Annotated in this window: 17 protein-coding genes and 2 tRNA genes; 3 read left to right on the forward strand and 16 right to left on the reverse strand. The window is 45.5% G+C overall.

The window, feature by feature from the left end:
- Window positions 1–134: 134 nt before the first annotated feature.
- Complete coding sequence (locus Q1A70_RS08040) at window positions 135–638, reverse strand: N-acetyltransferase (RefSeq protein ID WP_299688911.1); 504 nt, start codon at window positions 636–638, stop codon at window positions 135–137.
- Complete coding sequence (locus tag Q1A70_RS08045) at window positions 622–1,149, reverse strand: SCP2 domain-containing protein (protein WP_299688908.1); 528 nt, start codon at window positions 1,147–1,149, stop codon at window positions 622–624. Before Q1A70_RS08045 ends, Q1A70_RS08040 begins: the two co-directional genes overlap by 17 nt.
- A 257-nt stretch (window positions 1,150–1,406) precedes the next feature.
- Here Q1A70_RS08045 and Q1A70_RS08050 point away from each other — a divergent pair, with 257 nt between their 5' ends.
- The 3 genes from Q1A70_RS08050 to Q1A70_RS08060 all read left to right on the forward strand — a co-directional run bounded on the left by Q1A70_RS08050 (window position 1,407) and on the right by Q1A70_RS08060 (window position 5,523).
- Window positions 1,407–3,446, forward strand: coding sequence for a bifunctional diguanylate cyclase/phosphodiesterase (locus Q1A70_RS08050; RefSeq protein WP_299688905.1), 2,040 nt, complete (start codon window positions 1,407–1,409; stop codon window positions 3,444–3,446).
- 166 nt (window positions 3,447–3,612) lie between these two features.
- Complete coding sequence (locus tag Q1A70_RS08055) at window positions 3,613–4,626, forward strand: peptidase U32 family protein (protein ID WP_299688902.1); 1,014 nt, start codon at window positions 3,613–3,615, stop codon at window positions 4,624–4,626.
- A gap of 18 nt (window positions 4,627–4,644) precedes the next feature.
- The gene (locus tag Q1A70_RS08060) at window positions 4,645–5,523 is read left to right on the forward strand and encodes a U32 family peptidase (protein ID WP_299688899.1); all 879 of its coding nucleotides are present in this window, start codon (window positions 4,645–4,647) and stop codon (window positions 5,521–5,523) included.
- An 85-nt stretch (window positions 5,524–5,608) separates the two neighbouring features.
- Here the strand turns inward: Q1A70_RS08060 and Q1A70_RS08065 are convergent, their stop codons facing one another.
- The 14 genes from Q1A70_RS08065 to glmM form a co-directional block, all read right to left on the reverse strand.
- The gene (locus tag Q1A70_RS08065; protein WP_299688896.1) at window positions 5,609–6,946 is read right to left on the reverse strand and encodes an MATE family efflux transporter; all 1,338 of its coding nucleotides are present in this window, start codon (window positions 6,944–6,946) and stop codon (window positions 5,609–5,611) included.
- 88 nt (window positions 6,947–7,034) lie between these two features.
- Window positions 7,035–7,442, reverse strand: coding sequence for a MarR family transcriptional regulator (locus Q1A70_RS08070; RefSeq protein ID WP_299688893.1), 408 nt, complete (start codon window positions 7,440–7,442; stop codon window positions 7,035–7,037).
- 167 nt (window positions 7,443–7,609) lie between these two features.
- Window positions 7,610–8,533, reverse strand: coding sequence for a lipoprotein NlpI (gene nlpI, locus Q1A70_RS08075; RefSeq protein WP_299688890.1), 924 nt, complete (start codon window positions 8,531–8,533; stop codon window positions 7,610–7,612).
- Window positions 8,534–8,657: 124 nt separating this feature from the next.
- Window positions 8,658–10,778, reverse strand: coding sequence for a polyribonucleotide nucleotidyltransferase (pnp, locus tag Q1A70_RS08080; protein ID WP_299688887.1), 2,121 nt, complete (start codon window positions 10,776–10,778; stop codon window positions 8,658–8,660).
- A 352-nt stretch (window positions 10,779–11,130) separates the two neighbouring features.
- Complete coding sequence (rpsO, locus tag Q1A70_RS08085; protein ID WP_004728948.1) at window positions 11,131–11,400, reverse strand: 30S ribosomal protein S15; 270 nt, start codon at window positions 11,398–11,400, stop codon at window positions 11,131–11,133.
- A gap of 211 nt (window positions 11,401–11,611) precedes the next feature.
- Window positions 11,612–12,571 carry a tRNA pseudouridine(55) synthase TruB gene (gene truB / locus Q1A70_RS08090; protein WP_176680392.1) on the reverse strand — a complete coding sequence of 320 codons (960 nt, stop codon included), beginning with the start codon at window positions 12,569–12,571 and terminating at the stop codon, window positions 11,612–11,614.
- A complete protein-coding gene (gene rbfA / locus Q1A70_RS08095) occupies window positions 12,571–12,984 on the reverse strand; it encodes a 30S ribosome-binding factor RbfA (RefSeq protein WP_299688883.1) in 414 nt (137 codons plus the stop codon). Before rbfA ends, truB begins: the two co-directional genes overlap by 1 nt.
- Window positions 12,985–13,118: 134 nt before the next feature.
- Entirely contained in the window at window positions 13,119–15,809 is a 2,691-nt protein-coding gene (gene infB, locus Q1A70_RS08100; protein WP_299688880.1) for a translation initiation factor IF-2, read from the reverse strand.
- A 22-nt stretch (window positions 15,810–15,831) separates the two neighbouring features.
- Window positions 15,832–17,319 carry a transcription termination factor NusA gene (gene nusA, locus Q1A70_RS08105; RefSeq protein ID WP_299688877.1) on the reverse strand — a complete coding sequence of 496 codons (1,488 nt, stop codon included), beginning with the start codon at window positions 17,317–17,319 and terminating at the stop codon, window positions 15,832–15,834.
- A 35-nt stretch (window positions 17,320–17,354) separates the two neighbouring features.
- Window positions 17,355–17,810: a ribosome maturation factor RimP gene (gene rimP, locus Q1A70_RS08110; RefSeq protein ID WP_004738265.1), complete on the reverse strand. Its 456-nt coding sequence runs from the start codon at window positions 17,808–17,810 to the stop codon at window positions 17,355–17,357.
- Window positions 17,811–18,044: 234 nt separating this feature from the next.
- A tRNA-Met gene (locus Q1A70_RS08115) sits at window positions 18,045–18,121 on the reverse strand.
- A 53-nt stretch (window positions 18,122–18,174) separates the two neighbouring features.
- Window positions 18,175–18,259 (reverse strand) — tRNA-Leu (locus Q1A70_RS08120).
- A gap of 18 nt (window positions 18,260–18,277) precedes the next feature.
- Window positions 18,278–18,610 (reverse strand): preprotein translocase subunit SecG, encoded by a 333-nt coding sequence (gene secG / locus Q1A70_RS08125; protein WP_299688874.1) that lies wholly within the window; start codon window positions 18,608–18,610, stop codon window positions 18,278–18,280.
- 293 nt (window positions 18,611–18,903) lie between these two features.
- Window positions 18,904–20,244 (reverse strand): phosphoglucosamine mutase, encoded by a 1,341-nt coding sequence (glmM, locus tag Q1A70_RS08130; RefSeq protein ID WP_299688871.1) that lies wholly within the window; start codon window positions 20,242–20,244, stop codon window positions 18,904–18,906.
- Between the last annotated feature and the right edge of the window lie 2 nt (window positions 20,245–20,246).

Here is a 20,246-nt window from a genome sequence, read left to right on the forward strand (position 1 = left end):
TCTATCGGATTCTTACATGTTGGTAGGATCATTCAACTGATCTGCCGATTATTGTCTTAACTGATCGGCATTAGAGCATCAAGCTCCTTTATTTAGACTAAATCAGTTTGCATCATATTGCGTGGGAAATGGACTTATAAGTCGTTGAACTCAGGACTGTAAGCAATCTCACCAGAATGTCCCGCCAGTGCGCCATCAACTAACTCGATAGCTTGGAAAGCTCCCTCAGGCACATCCCAAGCGCAGCTCAAACCAAACTCACTCGCAGCCTTGAAACCAAAGCGACCATAATAGGCAGGGTCACCAAGCACGACACAGGCTGGGTAACCGAAATCAACCAAAGTAGAGAAAGCATCTTCAACCAGTGATTTAGCAATGCCTTGGTTGCGGAACTCTTCTTTCACAGCAAGTGGCGCAAGCCCCTGCCAGTTGTGATCTTCACCTTTAAGGGTTATTGGGCTAAACATCAGGTGACCAACTACCTCGCCTTCGTCAGAACAAGCCACCAGCGATAGCGTTAAATGACTATTCTCACGCAAGCTCATAACCAAATTAGCTTCTGCATCCGTTTCAAAAACAGATTTTAATAGACGATCAATGACAAGTATATCTGCCGGTGCTTCAGTTCGAATAAGCATTCATTACCTCACTTTGTGTATCTGGGGATTGTACTCCCTTCTGCACAAAATCAGCCAATTGATTTAACAAAGTTTTCATCGGAGTCGGCAATAAGTCCAAATCTACGCTATCCATCAAGTTTTTGACCTCTAAACCGAGCTCGGTATCACCTTCAATAGACAGTCGACGTTGGAAGAAAAGCGTATCTGGGTCTTCTTTACGTCCCGCAATCAACACAAGATCGTTGAGGTTCCCGCTAAAACTGACATCTTCAGCGACTTCTTTATCAGCTACAATCAGTTGCTCATTTTCGTAACTAATACACCAACTTAACCCCATATCTTTTATTGAAACTTTCAGCCACTTATCTTCTAAGAACTCAAAGTCACCATCTTCTAGGGCTTCTTTGAATACATTTTTCAGTGCCTCTAGTAAGACTCTTTTTTGTACTGTTTTTGGCAATAAATGGACTGGAGATCGCAAAATTGATGCGGCATTTTGAACTAGTTGAGTACGAATCTTGTTTATCACGCGACTTATCCGTAAGTTTGTCAATAATATTGAGTGCATCATAGATGATGTTGAGTTCTCAGTTACTGTTATGTATCAATTAATTTCTATTTGGTACTTAAGCTTTAACATCCTGAAAATCATCGTTATAGTAATTCAGGAAGTGAGAGTCACTGCAGATAGGCATACTCACAGGCAGATATCGATAGCGATACAAACCGTAATAAGCATTTATCGATAGTGAATATTTAAGCTCTCGGAGAATTGGTAGTACTTTGATGCCTCCCCAGCAACTACAACATTGGTTTACTCAGCTAACAGCAAACAGCCCGTTCTTTTTTGCCGTGCTCGATGCCCAACATAATTATGTCATGGTGAGTGAGCGTTACTGCGATATCGCGGGGTTAAATCAGACTGAGCTTGCTGGCATGAATGACCGCCAAACATTAGGCGAGCAATTCTACCAACACCTTAAGCCTTATTATGACCGAGCATTCAACGGGGAAACGATTGAGGCCGAAGTCACTCTTAACGAAACCGCCCTCGATACCAGCCTTCACTTCAGTCTATCTCCACTTACCAATGGCAACAAAACCGATCACATCGTTTTTCATGCCTTCGACACATCAGAAAACCAAGTTCTTGTTCGTTCGTTAGAAGAATCCGAAGCGAAATTTTATAAGCTATCTCAATTACTCCCGGTTGGGCTATTGCTGGTCGAAAACGACTATATTTTGTCAGCAAACTCTGCCGCATCGCGTCTATTGGGTTTTAACTCTACCACTGACTTAATCGGTGAAGAGTTAGGGTGCCTATTTATCGATCAACAAACCAAAACAGTCTTCAATCATCGCCTCAGTGAAATTATTAGTGAGTCTGGTTTGGCTTGCTTAACCAGTGCTCGATGTGGTTTTGAGCGCAAGGTTCAATTGAATATCGACTCGACATCCGTTCTTGGCAGTCGCACGCAGCTGGTGCTAATCCAAGATGCACAAGAAAGCATCACACCATTTCCTGTGGCTAACGGGGAAGATATCTATATCGATGCACTGACCAAGCTCTGTAACCGAGCAGGGTTTACCAAGCGCCTTGAGCAGTTCATTCATAATGACACAGCTGCGGTTATGCTCTATTTAGACATTGATAACTTCAAAAATATCAATGACTCACTTGGGCATCACATTGGCGATCGGGTAATTAAGGAAGTCGCGGCACGCTTAAAGCGTCTACTGCCTCGTAAAGCAGTCGTTGGCCATCTAGGCGGTGATGAATTTGGTATCATAATGCCAGAGCCAGAGGGATCACAAACACCTGAAAAGCTCTCCGAGAAAATCATTGCCTTGGTCAATCAGCCCTTCGATCTTCACCACTTTACTAAACGCCTGTCCTGCTCGATTGGTAGTGTGAAGTATCCTCAAGATGGCACCGATGCTCGTATCTTGCTGCAAAACGCCGACACTGCGATGTATGAGGCGAAAGATCGTGGCCGAAATCGCCTGATCAAGTTCAACGAACAGATGAACAAAGAAGCCCGCATGCGATTGTGGCTTGAGATAGAGCTGCAAAAAGCGCTGCAACAAAACGGACTCGAGGTTTGGTACCAACCAAAAGTAAACGCACGTGACTTCACCATTAACGGTGCAGAAGCTCTAGTTCGTTGGAAGCACCCAGTAGAAGGCTACATCAGCCCTGCCGCTTTCATCCCAGTTGCAGAACGTGCTGGGCTTATTGAACAACTTGGCCGAGTGGTGATGCGTGAAGTATTTGCTACGGTTAAGCGCTGGAAGATACAGGGTATTCTACCTGGCCGCGTCGCGATCAACCTATCACCAGAGCAGTTTGGCAATCCGAAACTGATTGATTATATGGAAAAGCTGCTGCGTTCGACCGAGCTCGATCCAAGTGCGATTACGTTTGAGCTGACGGAAAGCGCAGTCATGAGTGATAGTGAACACACACTGCAAATGCTGAACGCCATCAAGAAACTCGGTTTTGCTCTCTCCATTGATGATTTTGGTACCGGTTACTCTTCACTGTCTTACCTTGCTCGTTTCCCGATTGATGAGCTTAAGATTGACCGTGCTTTCATCTCGGATATCGATACCCTACCCAAGCAAATTACCGTGATTGAGAACATCATCAATCTTGGCAAATCTCTTGATCTAACCGTGGTTGCAGAAGGTGTCGAAACCAGTGAGCAAGCGACTCTACTGTCGAATCTCAATTGTAGTTCTATTCAAGGCTTCCACTTCTACCGTCCTCAACCGAAACAAGATGTCGAAGAGCTATTCGCTCAAAACCGTCGCCACAAGAACTAGATAGCGCTGTAACAACATCCCCTTTCAAAGACCAAAACATCACTAATCCATACCCCAAATGGGGTAAAAGCAGGTTTATCCATCTAAACCTGCCTTACATCAATTCCGTCATTCATAATTCTTCATAAAATGCTCACTTCAACTTAATTCTACTGGTAGTAAGCAAATGGAACTCTTATGCCCAGCGGGTAACTTACCTGCGTTGAAAACCGCGATTGATTGCGGTGCGGATGCTGTCTATATCGGATTCAAAGACGATACCAATGCTCGACACTTTGCTGGCTTAAACTTTGCTGGAAAAAAGCTTGATCGTGCTGTGCAGTATGTGCATGACCACAACAAAAAAATTCATGTTGCGCTAAACACATTTGCTCACCCAAATGGATTCGAACGCTGGACTAATGCGGTAGACAACGCGGCTGCGCTGGGTGTCGATGCGCTGATCATCGCCGACATTGCGGTGCTGGAGTACGCCGCCAACAAATACCCAGAATTGGAGCTGCACCTATCGGTACAGGCATCGGCGACCAATGCGGCGGCTATCGATTTCTACCATAAAAATTTCAACGTCAAACGTGTGGTGCTACCGCGCGTATTGTCGATTCACCAAGTGAAACAGCTTTCTCGTAATATCACGTCTGATGTCGACCTTGAGGTCTTCGCTTTCGGTAGTTTATGCATTATGGCTGAAGGGCGCTGTTATCTCTCTTCATACATGACAGGTGAATCACCAAATACAGTGGGTGCATGCTCTCCTGCGAAATACGTTCGCTGGCAAGAGACTGAAACTGGCCTAGAGTCTCGCTTGAATGAGATCCTTATCGACAAGTATGAAGCGGGGGAAAATGCAGGCTACCCAACGCTGTGTAAAGGTCGCTTTGAAGCCGATATCGATGGTGAGCGTAAGCGCTACCACGCACTTGAAGAGCCAACCAGCCTCAATACGCTATCCATGGTACCTGAGCTTTTCGCCGCGAACGTGGCCTCTGTGAAAATTGAAGGTCGTCAGCGCAGCCCGGCTTATGTCGAGCAAGTGACTCGCACATGGCGCGCAGCCATCGATCGCTACTTAGCGAACCCTGAGCAATACCAAGTGGAACAAGCTTGGAATGCGACGCTGGCGAATGTATCTGAAGGTACACAAACCACGCTTGGCGCTTATCACCGTAAATGGCAATAGAGCCAAATGGAGAACTCAATGAAATACGCATTAGGCCCTCTACTTTATTTCTGGCCAAAACAAGACGTTGAAAGCTTCTATGAACAAGCAAAATCGAGCTCTGCTGATATCATCTACCTAGGTGAAGCCGTGTGTTCAAAGCGTCGTGAGATGAAAGCGAAACACTGGATGGACATCGCTAAAGAGCTGTCGGCTTCAGGTAAACAAGTAGTCTTGTCGACCATGGCATTGCTCGAAGCACCAAGCGAAGTCAACATCATGAAGAAGTACATTGATAACGGCGACTTTGCAATTGAAGCCAACGATGTGTCTGCAATCCAGCTGGCAAGCGAAAGCAAGGTACCGTTTGTGGTTGGCCCTGCGGTGAACACCTACAATGCGCAAACGCTGAACCTGTTTTTAAAACAAGGTATGACGCGCTGGTGTATGCCGGTTGAACTTTCTCGCGAATGGCTTAGCAACGTAATGACACAGTGTGAAGAGCTCAATATTCGTAACAAGTTTGAAGTCGAAGTGTTCAGCCACGGCTACTTGCCTCTTGCTTACTCAGCACGCTGCTTTACGGCTCGCGCAGAAAACAAAGCCAAAGACGACTGTGAAACCTGCTGTATCAAGTACCCGACCGGACTGCAGGTCGAGAGCCAAGAAGGCCAATCGGTATTCAACCTTAATGGCATCCAGACCCAATCGGGCTACTGCTACAACCTAGTGAATGATTTACCCAACATGCACGACTTGGTTGATGTGGTTCGTTTAAGCCCACTCGGCATCGATACCTTCTCTGAAATTAATAACTTCAGAGCCAACGAACAAGGTCAAAAACCGATGAAGATTGAAAGCCGCCAATGTAATGGTTACTGGCATCAACTTGCAGGTTTAGACGTAAAAAACATCTAGTTCGATAACTGAACCTATCAGCAACAGATACAAAAAAAGGTCTAGCATTCACTAGACCTTTTTAGTTCGACTTAAGAAAAACGATCTATGCCGTCGCTGTTTCCAGCGGTGAAGCATCTAGCTTCTTTACGTCTTTGTAGAGCATCATCATCACCACTACGCTCAACGCGATATTAGACAGTGGATACGCAATCCAGATCCCCGGCACACCATACAACTTAGGCAGAATGTACAAGAACGGCAATTGAATCAACATATTGCCTACCGTCACAAACATAGCCTTACTGCCCTTGTTCACCGCCTGGTAGTAAGCACCCGCGACCACTAAGAAGCCATCAAGCGCCAATGCGAACATGTGCAGTCGAATACCCAATACAGTGTAATCAACTAGCTGAGGTTCGTCCGAATTAAACACTGAAACAAACTCACGTGGGAATACGTTCAATAGCAACACAAACGCGACACCAATCAAGACAGAACTCGACATCGCAATCTTAAGCAACTTGCGAATATTCGCTTGGTTACGCGCGCCATGGTTGTAGCTCACCAATGGTTGCATACCGTTAGCGATACCTTCCGCAGTCAGGTAATAAACAGTCACGATGTAGCCCAAAATAGCGTAGGCACCAATCATCAACTGGTCACCATATTGAGAGAACAAAGCGTTGTGCAATGCCACCATCATTGAGCCATAAGCGTACATAAAGAAGCTTGATGTACCAATTGCGAAGATCTGTGGGATTACCACAAGCTTCAATCTCAATTCACTCCAACGTAAACGCAGGTTTGCACGGCGTGAGAAGAAGTAAACTAGACCCAAAGCCGTTACCACAAACTGAGCAATCGCTGTAGCCAATGCCGCGCCCATCAATTCCCATCCAAATAGAGCGATAAGCAAGTAATCGAGAACGATATTAATGACCGCACCAATAATCATAAGGATAGTCGCTAAGTTTGGGCTATCGTCGTTACGCAGTAGAAACGGCATTGCGATAGAACCCAGCGTAAACACGCTAGCGCCAATCAAGATGTGTAAGTACTGCAAACCAAGCTCATACACACGCCCTTCTGCGCCCTGCCAAAGCAAAAAGTTATCAGCAAACAGGTACAGCAATACAGAAACGATTGGTGTTATGGCTAACAACAAAGTTAAACCAGTAGCTAAGATCTGCTTAGCACCTTGAGTGTCTTTTTTACCTTGGCGAATCGATACCAGCGCTCCAGTACCCACACCCACTAGCATACCTAGGCCAAGAATCGAACCGATCACAGGCCACGCAACATTGATGCCCGCCAGCCCATCAGCACCGACATAACGACCAATAAAGATGCCATCCACTACTTGGTAGAGGCCATTAACCAGCATCGCCGCTACCGTTGGGATTGTGTATCGCCAAAATTGACGACTAATTGAGTTACTCATTTCTTACTCTACTTTCATTGTGAGTCACATATCAGTGGGATATGACTCGATAAATTAGTTAATAAGGCTAACTAAATATCTAAATTAATTACTTCAACGCTTTATCTAATAACTGGTTCAGTTGCTTAGACTCTTGCTCAGACAAACGGCTTTCCAGTATTTGTGCCATCACCTGATAGATCTTGCTCTCTTCTTCTAAACCTACTTCTGCTTTATGAGTCAGTACCACGAGTTTAGATCTCGCGTCTTCGAGAAAGGGTTTACGCTCGACAAGCCCCTTTCTCTCTAGCCTCTGAACCATAGTGGTTGCTGAAGGCTTAGTCACTTGCATCTCAGTCGCAAGATCCGTCAATCGGATCGGCTCTGGTGATGTCTGAATGACCTTCAAGTAGTCATACTCGTTGAAGCTCAATTGGCAAATAGGATCTTCATTGATCTGAGTTCGCCATATCTTAGAGGCGAAGCGCTCAATCTTTTCTAAATTCTGGTTCAGCATACTCACCTAATCAAAGAATGGAATTTAGTTAGCAAGACTAACTATTTTAGTGTTATTTAAATAAAAAGGCAATTAAAAACGGGACCCAGTTTATAAGAAAGGAGGATGAAAAATAAGCAAAAAAAACCGCTGACAGGCAGCGGCTTCTCGGAATCAAAATGTATCGCTTAGTTAACGTTGGCTTCTTCTTCAGCCTCTGCCAACTTAGCTTGTGCTAAGTGCTCGGCTTTAAGCGTGCTGAAGATGCGGCTTAGCTCTAAGAAAGAGTAGCGATGCTCTACATATTCATACACATTGAAGGATACTGCGAGCTTATACAAAGAGATAGCGTCTGCGTAGTCACCATTCATGTGGTAGCGCTTAGCAAGATAGAAGTATGTTTCAGTCAAACGCTGAGCAAGGAGTGTATTGTCACGAGTACCGGTTAAGATCGCCTTGAAAGCCTGCTCTTCAGTGATGTCATCAAGCATAATCGCGACTAATACCCAACCCCACTGCTCATCACGGCTCTGGTAACGCTCTTGCAAATCAAGTTTGGCTTGCTCTGGCGTGAGTTCATGCTGAATGATGTACAACCAAAGCGCACGGAACGGATCGTTAGGATCATCGGCATAGTGCTTGATCATCTCTTCGTTAGCTAAGTCGTAACGCTCGCCATAGTAAAGCGCGATAGCGCGGTTTCTTTCTGCGTAAGAGTTTGCAGGATCAAGCTCTAACGTAGAATCAAAAGATTCATAAGCCGCATCAAACTCCCCTACCTGCGTAAAGTAAACCCCCAAAAGATTAAAGATATCAGGTTGAGCAGGGTTCAATGAAAGAGATTGGTTGAAGTCAAGACGCGCTAGGTCACGTAGGCCAACACTGTCGTAGTAGTTACCGCGTTCAAACAGCATCTTAGCTCGAACTTCATCGTTCAAGTCTGGGCGCTGCAACAACTGACTAAGGCGAGCAATTTGAACTTCTTGCTGAACGCTTGGTTGCAGTGGCACAGCCATCGGTGGATAAACCCAACGTGAGGTGTCATCTGATGTTGTCGCACAACCTGTTAGTACAAGCAGTAAACACATACTCGCGGTTTGAAACCATTTCACAAATAATTACTCCTGTTATGACCGCAATAAAAAAGGGGAGCGATATGCTCCCCTTTATAACATGCTTTGTTGCCGAAAGGTTAGAAATCACTAAAAAGCGATATCACCATCGACACACTGAGAATTACTCAGCAGCAGGAGCTTCGCCTTCAACTGGCGTTTCAACTGCTTCTTTCATGCTTAGACGTACACGGCCTTGACGGTCAATTTCAAGAACCTTAACTGGTACTTCTTGACCTTCAGTTAGGTAGTCAGACACTTTCTCAACGCGCTTATCAGCGATTTGCGAGATGTGTACTAGACCATCTTTACCAGGAAGGATCGTAACGAATGCACCGAAGTCAGCTAGACGAGCAACTTTACCTTGGTAAATGCGGCCAACTTCAACTTCAGCTGTGATCTCTTCGATACGACGGATAGCTTCTTTAGCAGCTGCGCCTTCAGTAGCAGCAATCTTGATTGTACCATCGTCTTCGATTTCGATTGTCGTACCCGTTTCTTCACAAAGAGCACGGATAACTGCGCCGCCTTTACCGATAACATCTTTGATCTTATCAGAGCTGATTTTCATTGTGTGGATACGTGGAGCGAATTCAGAGATATCTTCACGAGCACCAGAGATAGCTTCATCCATTACAGAAAGGATGTGCTTACGTGCACCTTGCGCTTGGTTAAGAGCAATTTGCATGATCTCTTTAGTGATACCTTCGATCTTGATGTCCATTTGAAGAGCTGTGATACCTTCGTTAGTACCTGCTACTTTAAAGTCCATGTCACCTAGGTGATCTTCGTCGCCAAGGATGTCAGAAAGAACAACGAAGTCGTCGCCTTCTTTAACAAGACCCATTGCGATACCCGCAACAGAAGACTTGATTGGAACACCAGCATCCATAAGCGCTAGAGATGTACCACATACAGAAGCCATTGAAGAAGAACCGTTAGATTCAGTGATTTCCGATACAACACGAACTGTGTATGGGAACTCATCAACAGAAGGCATTACTGCAGCGATACCACGCTTAGCTAGCTTACCGTGGCCGATTTCACGACGCTTAGGAGAACCTACAAAACCAGTTTCGCCAACACAGTATGGAGGGAAGTTGTAGTGTAGTAGGAAGTTGTCTTTACGCTCGCCTGTTAGCTCATCGATGATTTGAGCATCACGTTGTGTGCCAAGAGTAGCAGTAACGATAGCTTGAGTTTCACCACGAGTGAATAGAGAAGAACCGTGTGTACGTGGAAGAACACCAGTGCGTACGTCTAGCGCACGAACCATGTCTTTTTCACGACCGTCGATACGTGGGTTGCCAGCGATGATGCGGCTACGTACAACGTTTTTCTCTAGAGAACCAAGCATGCCGCGGATTTCGCGCTCGTTTAGTTCTTCGTCTTGAGCTAGTAGTGCTTCAACAACATCGTTCTTGATTGCGCCAACTTGCTCGTAACGAGCCATTTTTTCAGTGATTTGGTAAGCGTCAGATAGACGAGCTTCTGCAAGCTCAGCAACACGAGCTTTAAGCTCAGTGTTTACTACTGGTGCTTCCCAGTTCCACGCTGGAGTAGCAACTTCTGCTGCGAACTCGTTGATAGCGTTGATAACAACTTGTTGTTGATCGTGACCGAAAACAACTGCAGAAAGCATTTCTTCTTCAGTTAGGTTATCAGCTTCAGATTCAACCATAAGAACCGCACCTTCAGTACCAGAAACCACTAGGTCTAGTTTAGAAGTTTCAAGTTCAGTTGTGCTTGGGTTAAGAACAAGTTGACCGTCGATGTGACCTACGCGTGCAGCACCGATTGGACCGTTGAACGGGATACCAGAGATAGCAAGAGCTGCTGAAGTACCGATCATTGTTACCATATCAGGTTGAACGTCTGGGTTTACAGACATTACTGTAGCGATAACTTGAACTTCGTTCTTGAATGAATCTGGGAAAAGAGGACGAATTGGACGGTCGATTAGACGAGCCGTTAGTGTTTCGCCTTCAGATGGACGACCTTCACGCTTGAAGAAGCCACCTGGGATTTTACCAGCAGCGTATGTACGCTCTTGGTAGTTAACTGTTAGAGGGAAGAAGTCTTGACCTTCTACCGCTTCTTTTTTACCAACAACAGATACGAATACTGAAGTATCGTCCATTGTTACCATAACTGCTGCAGTAGCTTGACGAGCAATAACGCCAGTTTCTAGAGTAACTGTGTGGTTACCGTACTGAAACGTTTTTACAACTGGTTTCTCAAACATTGTATTTCCTTTATCTAAAGAGTGCTCTTTAGAGTCAGTAAGTTGGAACCCAAAAATCACCAATCGCGACTAGTCAAAGCAGACGGAATTGATTCGTTATATCGAAAATACAACGAGCATCCACTTTGAATAGTCGCGACCTATTGGCCGACATCTGTGACTGTAACTTCTGGGTCGTATAATACCTATACAGATAGCTGTACAGGCGAGGCATAGTATAAACTATTTTTATATACAGGGATATTTTCGCGCTGAAAAAGCTCCGTGAATTACTTCAAACTCTGTCTTTCAGGCACAAAAAAAGGAGCAATAAATGCTCCTTTTCTTCAAACAGTCTTTGCAGACATCGCTATTAGCGACGTAGGCCTAGGCGCTTGATTAGATCTTGGTAACGAGAAAGGTCTTTACCTTTCAGGTAGTCAAGAAGCTTACGACGGCTAGAAACCATACGTAGAAGACCACGACGGCTGTGGTGATCGCCTTTGTGTGCTTTGAAGTGACCTTGAAGGTGGTTGATAGAAGCAGTTAGTAGTGCTACTTGTACTTCTGGTGAACCAGTATCGCCTTCAGCGCGTGCGTATTCTGCAACGATTGCTGCTTTAGTTTCTGCATTCAGAGACATAATTCTCTCCTGATAAGAGTAGTTTAATATTTGTAGCAGCCAATCTCTGATTCAGCCGCTACGCGAGCCGAGGATTATAGGGAAGTTTGTCAGTTGGTGCAATAACAATCGAACGCCTTAGAAACGAAAAAAGCGAACTACCTAAATTCGGCGTCCGCTTTCTGCCTTATTTGCTCGTCTTTAACGACTCAGCGCGAATATCTAACTCGATTTAAGCACTCGCTTGTGGTTCTTCATCTCTGAAAACAACCAAACGTTTCGGTGCTACTCGGCCATCTTCAGCAATTTGAGCAACGCCGACAAACAGCTTCTCTTCACCGCTTGTCATGCGAACCGTACCTTCCGTTGGGGCACCAGCAACTTGAACAGGCATACCGTGCTGAACTAGGTCAGTCAGTTCCGCATTCAAATTAACTTCTGGTAAGTCTTCAACAGCAGTGTCCATTGGCATCAACAGTGGATCAAGTAGCTCTTTCGGTGCAATTTCTTGCGCCTGCGCTTGCTCTAAGATCTCGTTCAGTTGTTCCAACGTTACCATTCGCTCGTAAGGGTACTTTGCTACACCAGTACGGCGAAGCATGGTCACGTGAGCACCACAACCTAGCATCTCACCAAGATCGTCGGTGATTGTGCGGATGTAAGTACCTTTTGAGCAATGCACTTCCATCTCAACTTCATCGCCTTCAAAGCGAAGCAGTTCAATAGAGTACACAGTGATCTTACGAGACTCACGAGGAACCTCGATACCTGCACGTGCGTATTCATACAAAGGCTTACCTTGATATTTCAATGCAGAGAACATTGAAGGGATCTGGTCAGTTTCACCTTTGAAGGTTTCGATACAACGCTCAAGTTGTTCTTGAGTCACGTTTACATCACGAGTTTCTACCACTTCACCATCTGAATCGGAGGTATTGGTACGCTCACCAAGCTTAGCGATCACTACGTAGCGCTTATCAGAATCTAGAAGAAACTGAGAGAACTTCGTTGCTTCACCAAGACAAATTGGCAGCATGCCAGTCGCAAGAGGATCCAGAGCACCGGTGTGCCCTGCCTTCTCTGCAAAGTAAATACGCTTTACTTTTTGCAGTGCATCATTAGACGAAATGCCTGTTGGCTTATCTAACAAAATTACCCCGTTAATAGGGCGACCTTTACGACGGCGAGCCATTAGTCTTCGCCCTTAGACTGAGTTTCGTCAGTACGGCCAGCTTCTTGTTGCTTACGCTTATCATCGTTTAGAACTTCACTGACTAGGTTAGACATACGCATGCCTTCTACTAGTGTGTTGTCGTAAGTAAAGCGAACTTCAGGCGTTAAACGGTGACGAATACGCTTGCCTAGTGCCATACGGATTGGCACTTCGTGCTCTTTAAGCGCAGCAAGACATGATTCAGGTGTTTGCTCACCAATACATAGGAAAGTAACGAATACTTTTGCGTAAGCAAGGTCACGAGACACTTCTACGTCTGAGATGGTTACCATACCGATGCGCGAGTCACGAACTTCACGTTGTAGGATAAGTGCTAGCTCTTTTTGAAGCTGCTGAGACACACGTTGTGTGCGGCTAAATTCTTTTGACATTTTCTTTTCTCACTTAGAAAGATGGGGGGCTTGGTAATTACCAGCCCCCCATGGTGTATTCAACAACCGATTACTTATTACCTTTACTAGTAATGTTAGTAACCTTAGTCAATATGTCGAGTCGTACAGACTGATTAGTCTAGAGTACGTTTAACCTCAACGATTTCGAATACTTCGATCTGGTCACCAACGCGAACGTCGTTGTAGTTCTTAACGCCGACACCACACTCGTAACCGTTCTTAACTTCTTGAACATCATCTTTAAAGCGACGAAGTGACTCTAGTTCACCTTCGTAGATAACAACGTTTTCACGAAGTACACGGATTGGGTTGCTACGCTTAATCGTACCTTCAGTAACAATACAACCAGCGATTGCACCAAGTTTAGGCGACTTAAATACGTCACGAACTTGTGCAAGACCAATGATCTCTTGACGGAATTCAGGAGCAAGCATACCGCCCATCGCCTGTTTAACTTCGTCAATCAGTTGGTAAATGATTGAGTAGTAACGTAGATCTAGGTTTTCGTTCTGAACCGTGTTACGCGCAGTTGCGTCAGCACGAACGTTGAAACCAAGGATGATAGCGTTAGAAGCTGCAGCAAGAGTTGCATCAGTTTCAGTAATACCACCAACACCAGAACCTACGATGTTCACTTTCACTTCGTCAGTTGACAGTTTCAGTAGAGAGTCAGCAATCGCTTCTACAGAACCTTGAACGTCAGCTTTAAGTACAACGTTCAGCTCAGCTACTTCGCCAGCTGTCATGTTCGCGAACATGTTCTCTAGTTTCGCTTTTTGTTGGCGAGCTAGTTTAACATCACGGAATTTACCTTGACGGTAGTTCGCAACTTCACGTGCTTTACGCTCATCACGTACAACAGTCGCTTCGTCACCTGATGCAGGTACGCCAGAAAGACCTAGAATTTCTACAGGGATAGATGGCCCTGCAGTTTCGATGTCTCTGCCGTTCTCATCACGCATTGCACGAACACGGCCATACTCTTGACCACAAAGAACGATGTCGCCTTTGTTTAGAGTACCAGACTGTACTAGTACTGTTGCAACTGGACCACGACCTTTATCAAGACGAGATTCAACAACAACACCAGACGCCATGCCTTCTTTAACCGCTGTAAGTTCAAGAACTTCAGACTGAAGAAGGATTGCTTCTAGAAGAGCATCGATGTTTGTACCCTGTTTTGCAGAGATGTGAACGAAGATGTTCTCGCCGCCCCATTCTTCAGGGATAACGTCGTATTGAGCTAGCTCATTCTTAACGTTATCTGGGTTTGCACCTTCTTTATCGATCTTGTTCACAGCAACAATCAGAGGAACGCCTGCCGCTTTCGCGTGCTGGATTGCTTCGATTGTTTGTGGCATTACGCCATCGTCTGCTGCTACTACTAGTACAACGATATCTGTCGCTTGAGCACCACGAGCACGCATAGCTGTAAACGCCGCGTGTCCAGGAGTATCAAGGAAAGTGATCATACCGTTGTCTGTATCTACGTGGTAAGCACCAATGTGCTGCGTGATACCGCCAGCTTCGCCAGAAGCAACGTGTGCTTTACGGATGTAATCAAGTGTTGAAGTTTTACCGTGGTCAACGTGACCCATGATAGTAACAACAGGAGCACGACCTTCAGCGATAGCATCGTTATCACGGTCAGCTAGTACTGCTTCTTCAAGTTCGTTTTCTTTACGTAGAATAACCTTGTGTCCCATTTCTTCAGCAACAAGTTGTGCTGTTTCTTGGTCGATCACTTGGTTGATAGTCGCCATAGCGCCCATCTTCATCATTACTTTGATAACTTCTGTTGCTTTCACTGACATTTTGCTTGCCAGTTCAGAAACAACGATAGTTTCGCCGATAGCAACGTCAGATTTCGCAACAGTCGCTGACTTATCGAAACCTTGCTGCATTGAAGTTGGTTTAGCGAGCTTACCTTTAGCGCCGCGACCACGTTGGTTACGACCGCCACGGTTGTTACCAGGCTGGTTAGCTGGCGCTGCTTTTTTCTTACGACGACGAGGCGCTTTCTCTTCTTTCTGATCCGCTGCATCTTCAGCTTCACGAGCGTAAGTAGAAGTTGTCACATGGTAGTCCGCTGACTTCTCTTGTTCTTTCTTCTTCTTCTCTTCTTCAGTCCAGCGAGCTTGGTTTTCTTCAGCTAGCTTACGAGCTTCTTCAACAAGTTTAGCGGCTTCAGCTTCCGCTTTACGAGTTGCTTCTAGCTCTTGACGAGCTTTTAGTTCATCCGCTTCTTTTTTCGCTTGTGCGTTAGCGTCTGCATTTTTTGAATTCATGTCTTTTTTAGCCTTTTCAGCTTGGGCGCGTTGAGCTTTTTCTTCAGCCTCACGTTTTGCATCCGCTTCACGTGTTGCTTTTTCTTCAGCTTCGCGCTGTGCTTTCTCTGCAGCTTCACGTTTCGCAAGCTCTTCAGCTTCTTGACGTGCTTTCTCTTCCGCTTCACGTGATGCTGCTTCCTCAGCTTCACGTTTCGCTTCATCTTCAATAGCGCTGCGCTTCACGTAAGTACGCTTTTTGCGTACCTCTACTTGAACATCCTTACTCTTACCGCCTCCAGCGGCAACACTTAACGTGCTGCGGGTCTTGCGTTGAAGAGTTAAACGAGTCGGCTCTGTCTCACCAGAAGTATCGCCATGCTCCTTTTTAAGGTGCGTTAGCAATGTTTGCTTCTCTGAGTCAGTGACTTGATCCGACCCTGACTTCTTCATGCCAGCATCAGCAAGTTGTTCAATTAAGCGGTCAACTGGCGTACCAATCTCTTCACTCAGTGCTTTAACTGTTAATTGTGTCATACCGCTCTCTCTCCTTGCTGAGTTATTCTTCGTCGCCGAACCAACAGATGTTACGCGCAGCCATAATTAGCTCGCCCGCACGCTCTGCAGTTAGGTCTTCAATGCCTTCTAGTTCATCAACGCCTTGGTCAGCTAGGTCTTCCAATGTAGCTACACCTTTTGCTGCTAGCTTGTAAGCCATTTCACGCTCAAGTCCTTCAAGTGCTATCAAGTCTTCAGCAGGTTCAACACCGTCGAAAGTTTCTTCTTTCGCAAGTGCTAGAGTCGTTAGAGCATCTTTTGCACGGTTACGCAATTCTTCAACGATGCCTTCATCTAGACCGTCTACTTCAAGAAGCTCGTTTACTGGTACGTAAGCCACTTCTTCTAGTGTAGAGAAGCCTTCTTCAACAAGCATTTGAGCGAAGTCTTCTTCAATATCTAGGTGCTTCATGAAGTTTTCAATAGAAGCAACCGCTTCTTCTTGGTGCTTCTTCTCTAGATCAGCAACGGTCATCACGTTCAGTTCCCAACCAGTAAGTTGAGACGCTAGGCGTACGTTTTGACCGCTACGACCAATCGCTTGTGCTAGGTTATCCGCTTCAACAGCGATATCCATAGAGTGTGCATCTTCATCAACGATGATAGAAGCTACATCAGCAGGCGCCATTGCGTTGATAACGAATTGAGCAGGGTTATCGTCCCAAAGTACGATATCGATACGCTCACCGCCAAGGTCGTTAGAAACCGCTTGTACACGTGCGCCACGCATACCAACACACGCACCCACTGGGTCAATGCGTTTGTCGTTTGTTTTCACTGCGATTTTAGCACGAGAACCCGCGTCACGTGCAGCACCTTTAAGCTCAATTAGCTCTTCACCAATCTCAGGCACTTCAACACGGAATAGTTCAGCAAGCATTTCAGGCTTAGAACGAGTAACGAACAGTTGGAAACCACGAGCTTCAGGCTTAACTGCGTACAAAAGACCGCGAACACGGTCGCCTGGACGGAAGTTTTCACGAGGAAGCTGGTCATCACGAAGAATTACCGCTTCAGCGTTATTGCCTAGGTCTAGAATAACAGTGTCACGGTTAACTTTCTTAACTGCGCCAGTGATTAGCTCACCTTCATTATCAATAAACTGTTCAACGATTTGAGCGCGTTCAGCTTCACGTACTTTCTGTACGATAACTTGCTTAGCCGTTTGAGTCGTAATGCGGTCAAATGTTACCGATTCGATGTCATCTTCGATGAAACCGCCAAGTTCGATCTCTGGGTCATCGTACTTTGCAGCTTCAAGAGAGATCTCTTTAGTTGGAAATTCAACTTCTTCAACGGCTTCCCAGCGACGGAAAGTTTCGAAATCACCCGTTTTACGGTCAATTTCAACACGAACTTCGATTTCCAGTTCGCTTTTCTTTTTTGTAGCTGTTGCAAGCGCGATTTCAAGCGCTTCAAAAATACGCTCACGAGGAACTGCTTTCTCGTTAGAAACAGCTTCTACTACCGCTAAAATTTCTTTGTTCATTAATCTAGCCTCTTAAGCTCTTCTCTCTAGGAGAACTAAAATTTAGGGATCAGGTTCGCTTTTGCAATATTGCTTAGGACAAATTCTTCTTCTTGCCCTTCAACCAATACTTTTACTGTCTCGCCTTCGATAGATTGGATATCACCTTTCCATTTGCGACGGTTGCCGACAGCCATTTTCAAAACGATGCTTACCTCGTGACCAATAAATTGTTGGTAATGCTCTGCTTTGAACAGTGGTCTCTCTAAACCTGGTGAAGACACTTCAAGGTTATAAGCCACTGAAATTGGATCTTCAACATCCATTACGGCACTTACTTGGTGACTAACTTCAGCGCAGTCATCTACATTGATACCGTTGGGTGAATCGATGTAAATACGTAGCGTTGAGTGCTCACCAGCACGAATAAATTCTAATCCAACTAACTCATAACCTGATGCTGCTACTGGAGCGTCAAGCATTTCAGTAAGTTGTCTTTCTAAACCAGTCATTTAACCACTCCAGAAACAAAAAAAGGGCTCAAAGCCCAATTTAAATTCCAAGCAAACATTATCTAAACGCATTTACAAATGTTTAGATAACAAAAAACCCCGTATAAGCCGGGGTTTTTGTTGCTGGACCCTTATATGTTAAGTGTCATCACATTCGATATTACACTTAACTCACAGTGAGGTTCACACTGTGCAAACTTGCTGCCAATACAAGCTATATAATAGCATTGAAATTGGTTGCGGGAGCCGGATTTGAACCGACGACCTTCGGGTTATGAGCCCGACGAGCTACCAAACTGCTCCATCCCGCGTCCGACTTGCGAGCATTATACGCTCAACAAGATGTTTTACAAGTTTGTAAACATGGTGCCGAGAGAGGGACTCGAACCCTCACACCCTAAGGCACTAGCACCTCATGCTAGCGTGTCTACCAATTTCACCATCTCGGCATTAAGTCTTTTTACAGATTATTGTGGAATTTCGTCGCCTTGCGCCGGAACTTCACTCACTGCACCATCAGCTTGCTGAATTACCTGACCTTGGGTCGGGTCAATCCATTGTGACTCAGTCTTATGTGTAGACATATTACCAAGCACTAAGCTAAGGATAAAAAATGTAGTTGCAAAAACTGCAGTCATTCGGGTAAGGAAATTTCCTGAGCCACCAGCACCAAACACAGTGTTTGAAGCGCCAGCACCGAAAGAGGCTCCCATATCTGCGCCTTTACCTTGTTGAATCAACACTAGGCCAATTACACCAAGCGCTGCCAACAGGTAAATCACAAGTAGAACTGTAAACATTTTTCCACCTATGTTCCTAATTGTTGAGCCAGCGCCGTTCAAAAAACACTTTTTAGAACAAGGCTAGCGACCTCCTAACTGAAGGCCGAGCAATACTAGCGAATGCAGCGATGGCTGACAAGGGGAATTTACTAAAAAATAAGCCTTTACCAAGCGAACGGTCAAAAAAAGGCCAAAAGCGACATAAAACTTATTTATGTCGCTTTATTCACTATGTCAGTCAGCGATTTTTATGCCACTCAACGATTTTTCACAGCAAGCATCCTTCACTGCACCTGAGATAAAAAACTCAATTAGCAACTTGCTTTCACTGCATCTGCAATTTTAAGCGCTGACGCTTGAACAAGTTCCGCATCTTCGCCTTCAACCATCACACGCAGCAGTGGCTCAGTACCAGACTTACGCAACAGTACACGCCCCTTTTCACCAAGCTCTGCTTCTACTTCGACAACCGCTGTTTTTACTGCATCTGCTTCCAACGGGTTTGAATCTCCGCTGAAACGGACGTTTTCTAGAACTTGAGGGTATAGCGTCATGCCTTGAGAAAGTTCGTTCAGTGTCATTTGGCTATCGACAACCGAAGCCAATACTTGTAGCGCAGCGACGATAGCATCACCTGTCGTCACTTTATCTAATAGGATAACGTGACCCGAGTTTTCAGCGCCGATTTTCCAGCCTTTCGCCAGAAGTTGCTCCATGACATAGCGGTCACCGACAGCAGCACGCACAAATGGAATACCTAACTGCTTAAGGCCGTTTTCCATACCAAGGTTGGTCATAAGTGTACCAACAACGCCGCCTTTCAACTCACCACGACGCAGTGCGTCGCGAGCAATAATGTAAGCGATTTGGTCGCCGTCAACCTTATTGCCAAGTTCATCGACCATGATGATACGATCACCGTCACCATCAAAGCCAAGGCCTAATGCCGCTTTTTCTTCAACAACCTTTGCCTGCAGAGCGCGTACGTCTGTCGCGCCTACTTCGTGGTTGATATTAGTACCGTTAGGCTCAACACCAATCGCAACAACTTCAGCACCCAATTCTTTAAATACCGCAGGCGCAATGTGGTAAGTTGCGCCATGCGCGCAATCAACCACAATCTTCATCCCTGCAAGGGTCATCTGATTTGGGAACGTACTCTTACAAAACTCGATGTAACGCCCAGCCGCATCGGTTAAACGTGCCGCTTTCCCTAGTTCCGATGAATCGACACATTCGATATCTTTATCCAGTTCCGCTTCGATCGCCAGTTCAATATCGTCTGGCAGTTTCGTTCCCTCTGAAGAGAAGAATTTGATACCGTTATCGTAGTATGGGTTATGCGATGCAGAGATAACAATTCCTGCTTCAGCGCGGAAAGTTTGTGTTAGATACGCCACTGCAGGTGTTGGCATAGGGCCGGTAAATGTTGCTTGAAGACCCGCAGCTGCAAGGCCTGCTTCTAATGCTGACTCAAGCATGTAACCAGAGATACGAGTATCTTTACCAATAATGACTTTCTTTGTGCCCTGTTTTGCAAGCACTCGACCTGCTGCCCAGCCTAATTTAAGAACAAAATCAGGAGTAATTGGGTACTGACCCACTTTGCCACGTACACCATCTGTGCCGAAATAACGCCTTTTATCAGACATAT

The sequence above is a fragment of the uncultured Vibrio sp. genome, from assembly GCF_947488985.1.
Taxonomy (GTDB): Bacteria; Pseudomonadota; Gammaproteobacteria; order Enterobacterales; family Vibrionaceae; genus Vibrio.

Bases quoted from the DNA above. Each gene is read 5' to 3' on its own strand.
- glmM (WP_299688871.1), bottom strand. From the start codon at position 20,244: ATGTCTGATAAAAGGCGTTATTTCGGCACAGATGGTGTACGTGGCAAA.
- pnp (WP_299688887.1), bottom strand. From the start codon at position 10,778: ATGTTTGAGAAACCAGTTGTAAAAACGTTTCAGTACGGTAACCACACA.
- rpsO (WP_004728948.1), bottom strand. From the start codon at position 11,400: ATGTCTCTGAATGCAGAAACTAAAGCAGCAATCGTTGCAGAATACGCA.
- truB (WP_176680392.1), bottom strand. From the start codon at position 12,571: ATGGCTCGCCGTCGTAAAGGTCGCCCTATTAACGGGGTAATTTTGTTA.
- Q1A70_RS08060 (WP_299688899.1), top strand. From the start codon at position 4,645: ATGAAATACGCATTAGGCCCTCTACTTTATTTCTGGCCAAAACAAGAC.
- nusA (WP_299688877.1), bottom strand. From the start codon at position 17,319: ATGAACAAAGAAATTTTAGCGGTAGTAGAAGCTGTTTCTAACGAGAAA.
- Q1A70_RS08050 (WP_299688905.1), top strand. From the start codon at position 1,407: ATGCCTCCCCAGCAACTACAACATTGGTTTACTCAGCTAACAGCAAAC.
- Q1A70_RS08065 (WP_299688896.1), bottom strand. From the start codon at position 6,946: ATGAGTAACTCAATTAGTCGTCAATTTTGGCGATACACAATCCCAACG.
- Q1A70_RS08040 (WP_299688911.1), bottom strand. From the start codon at position 638: ATGCTTATTCGAACTGAAGCACCGGCAGATATACTTGTCATTGATCGT.
- Q1A70_RS08070 (WP_299688893.1), bottom strand. From the start codon at position 7,442: ATGCTGAACCAGAATTTAGAAAAGATTGAGCGCTTCGCCTCTAAGATA.
- rbfA (WP_299688883.1), bottom strand. From the start codon at position 12,984: ATGTCAAAAGAATTTAGCCGCACACAACGTGTGTCTCAGCAGCTTCAA.
- secG (WP_299688874.1), bottom strand. From the start codon at position 18,610: ATGTTTACAGTTCTACTTGTGATTTACCTGTTGGCAGCGCTTGGTGTA.
- Q1A70_RS08055 (WP_299688902.1), top strand. From the start codon at position 3,613: ATGGAACTCTTATGCCCAGCGGGTAACTTACCTGCGTTGAAAACCGCG.
- rimP (WP_004738265.1), bottom strand. From the start codon at position 17,810: ATGACTGGTTTAGAAAGACAACTTACTGAAATGCTTGACGCTCCAGTA.
- infB (WP_299688880.1), bottom strand. From the start codon at position 15,809: ATGACACAATTAACAGTTAAAGCACTGAGTGAAGAGATTGGTACGCCA.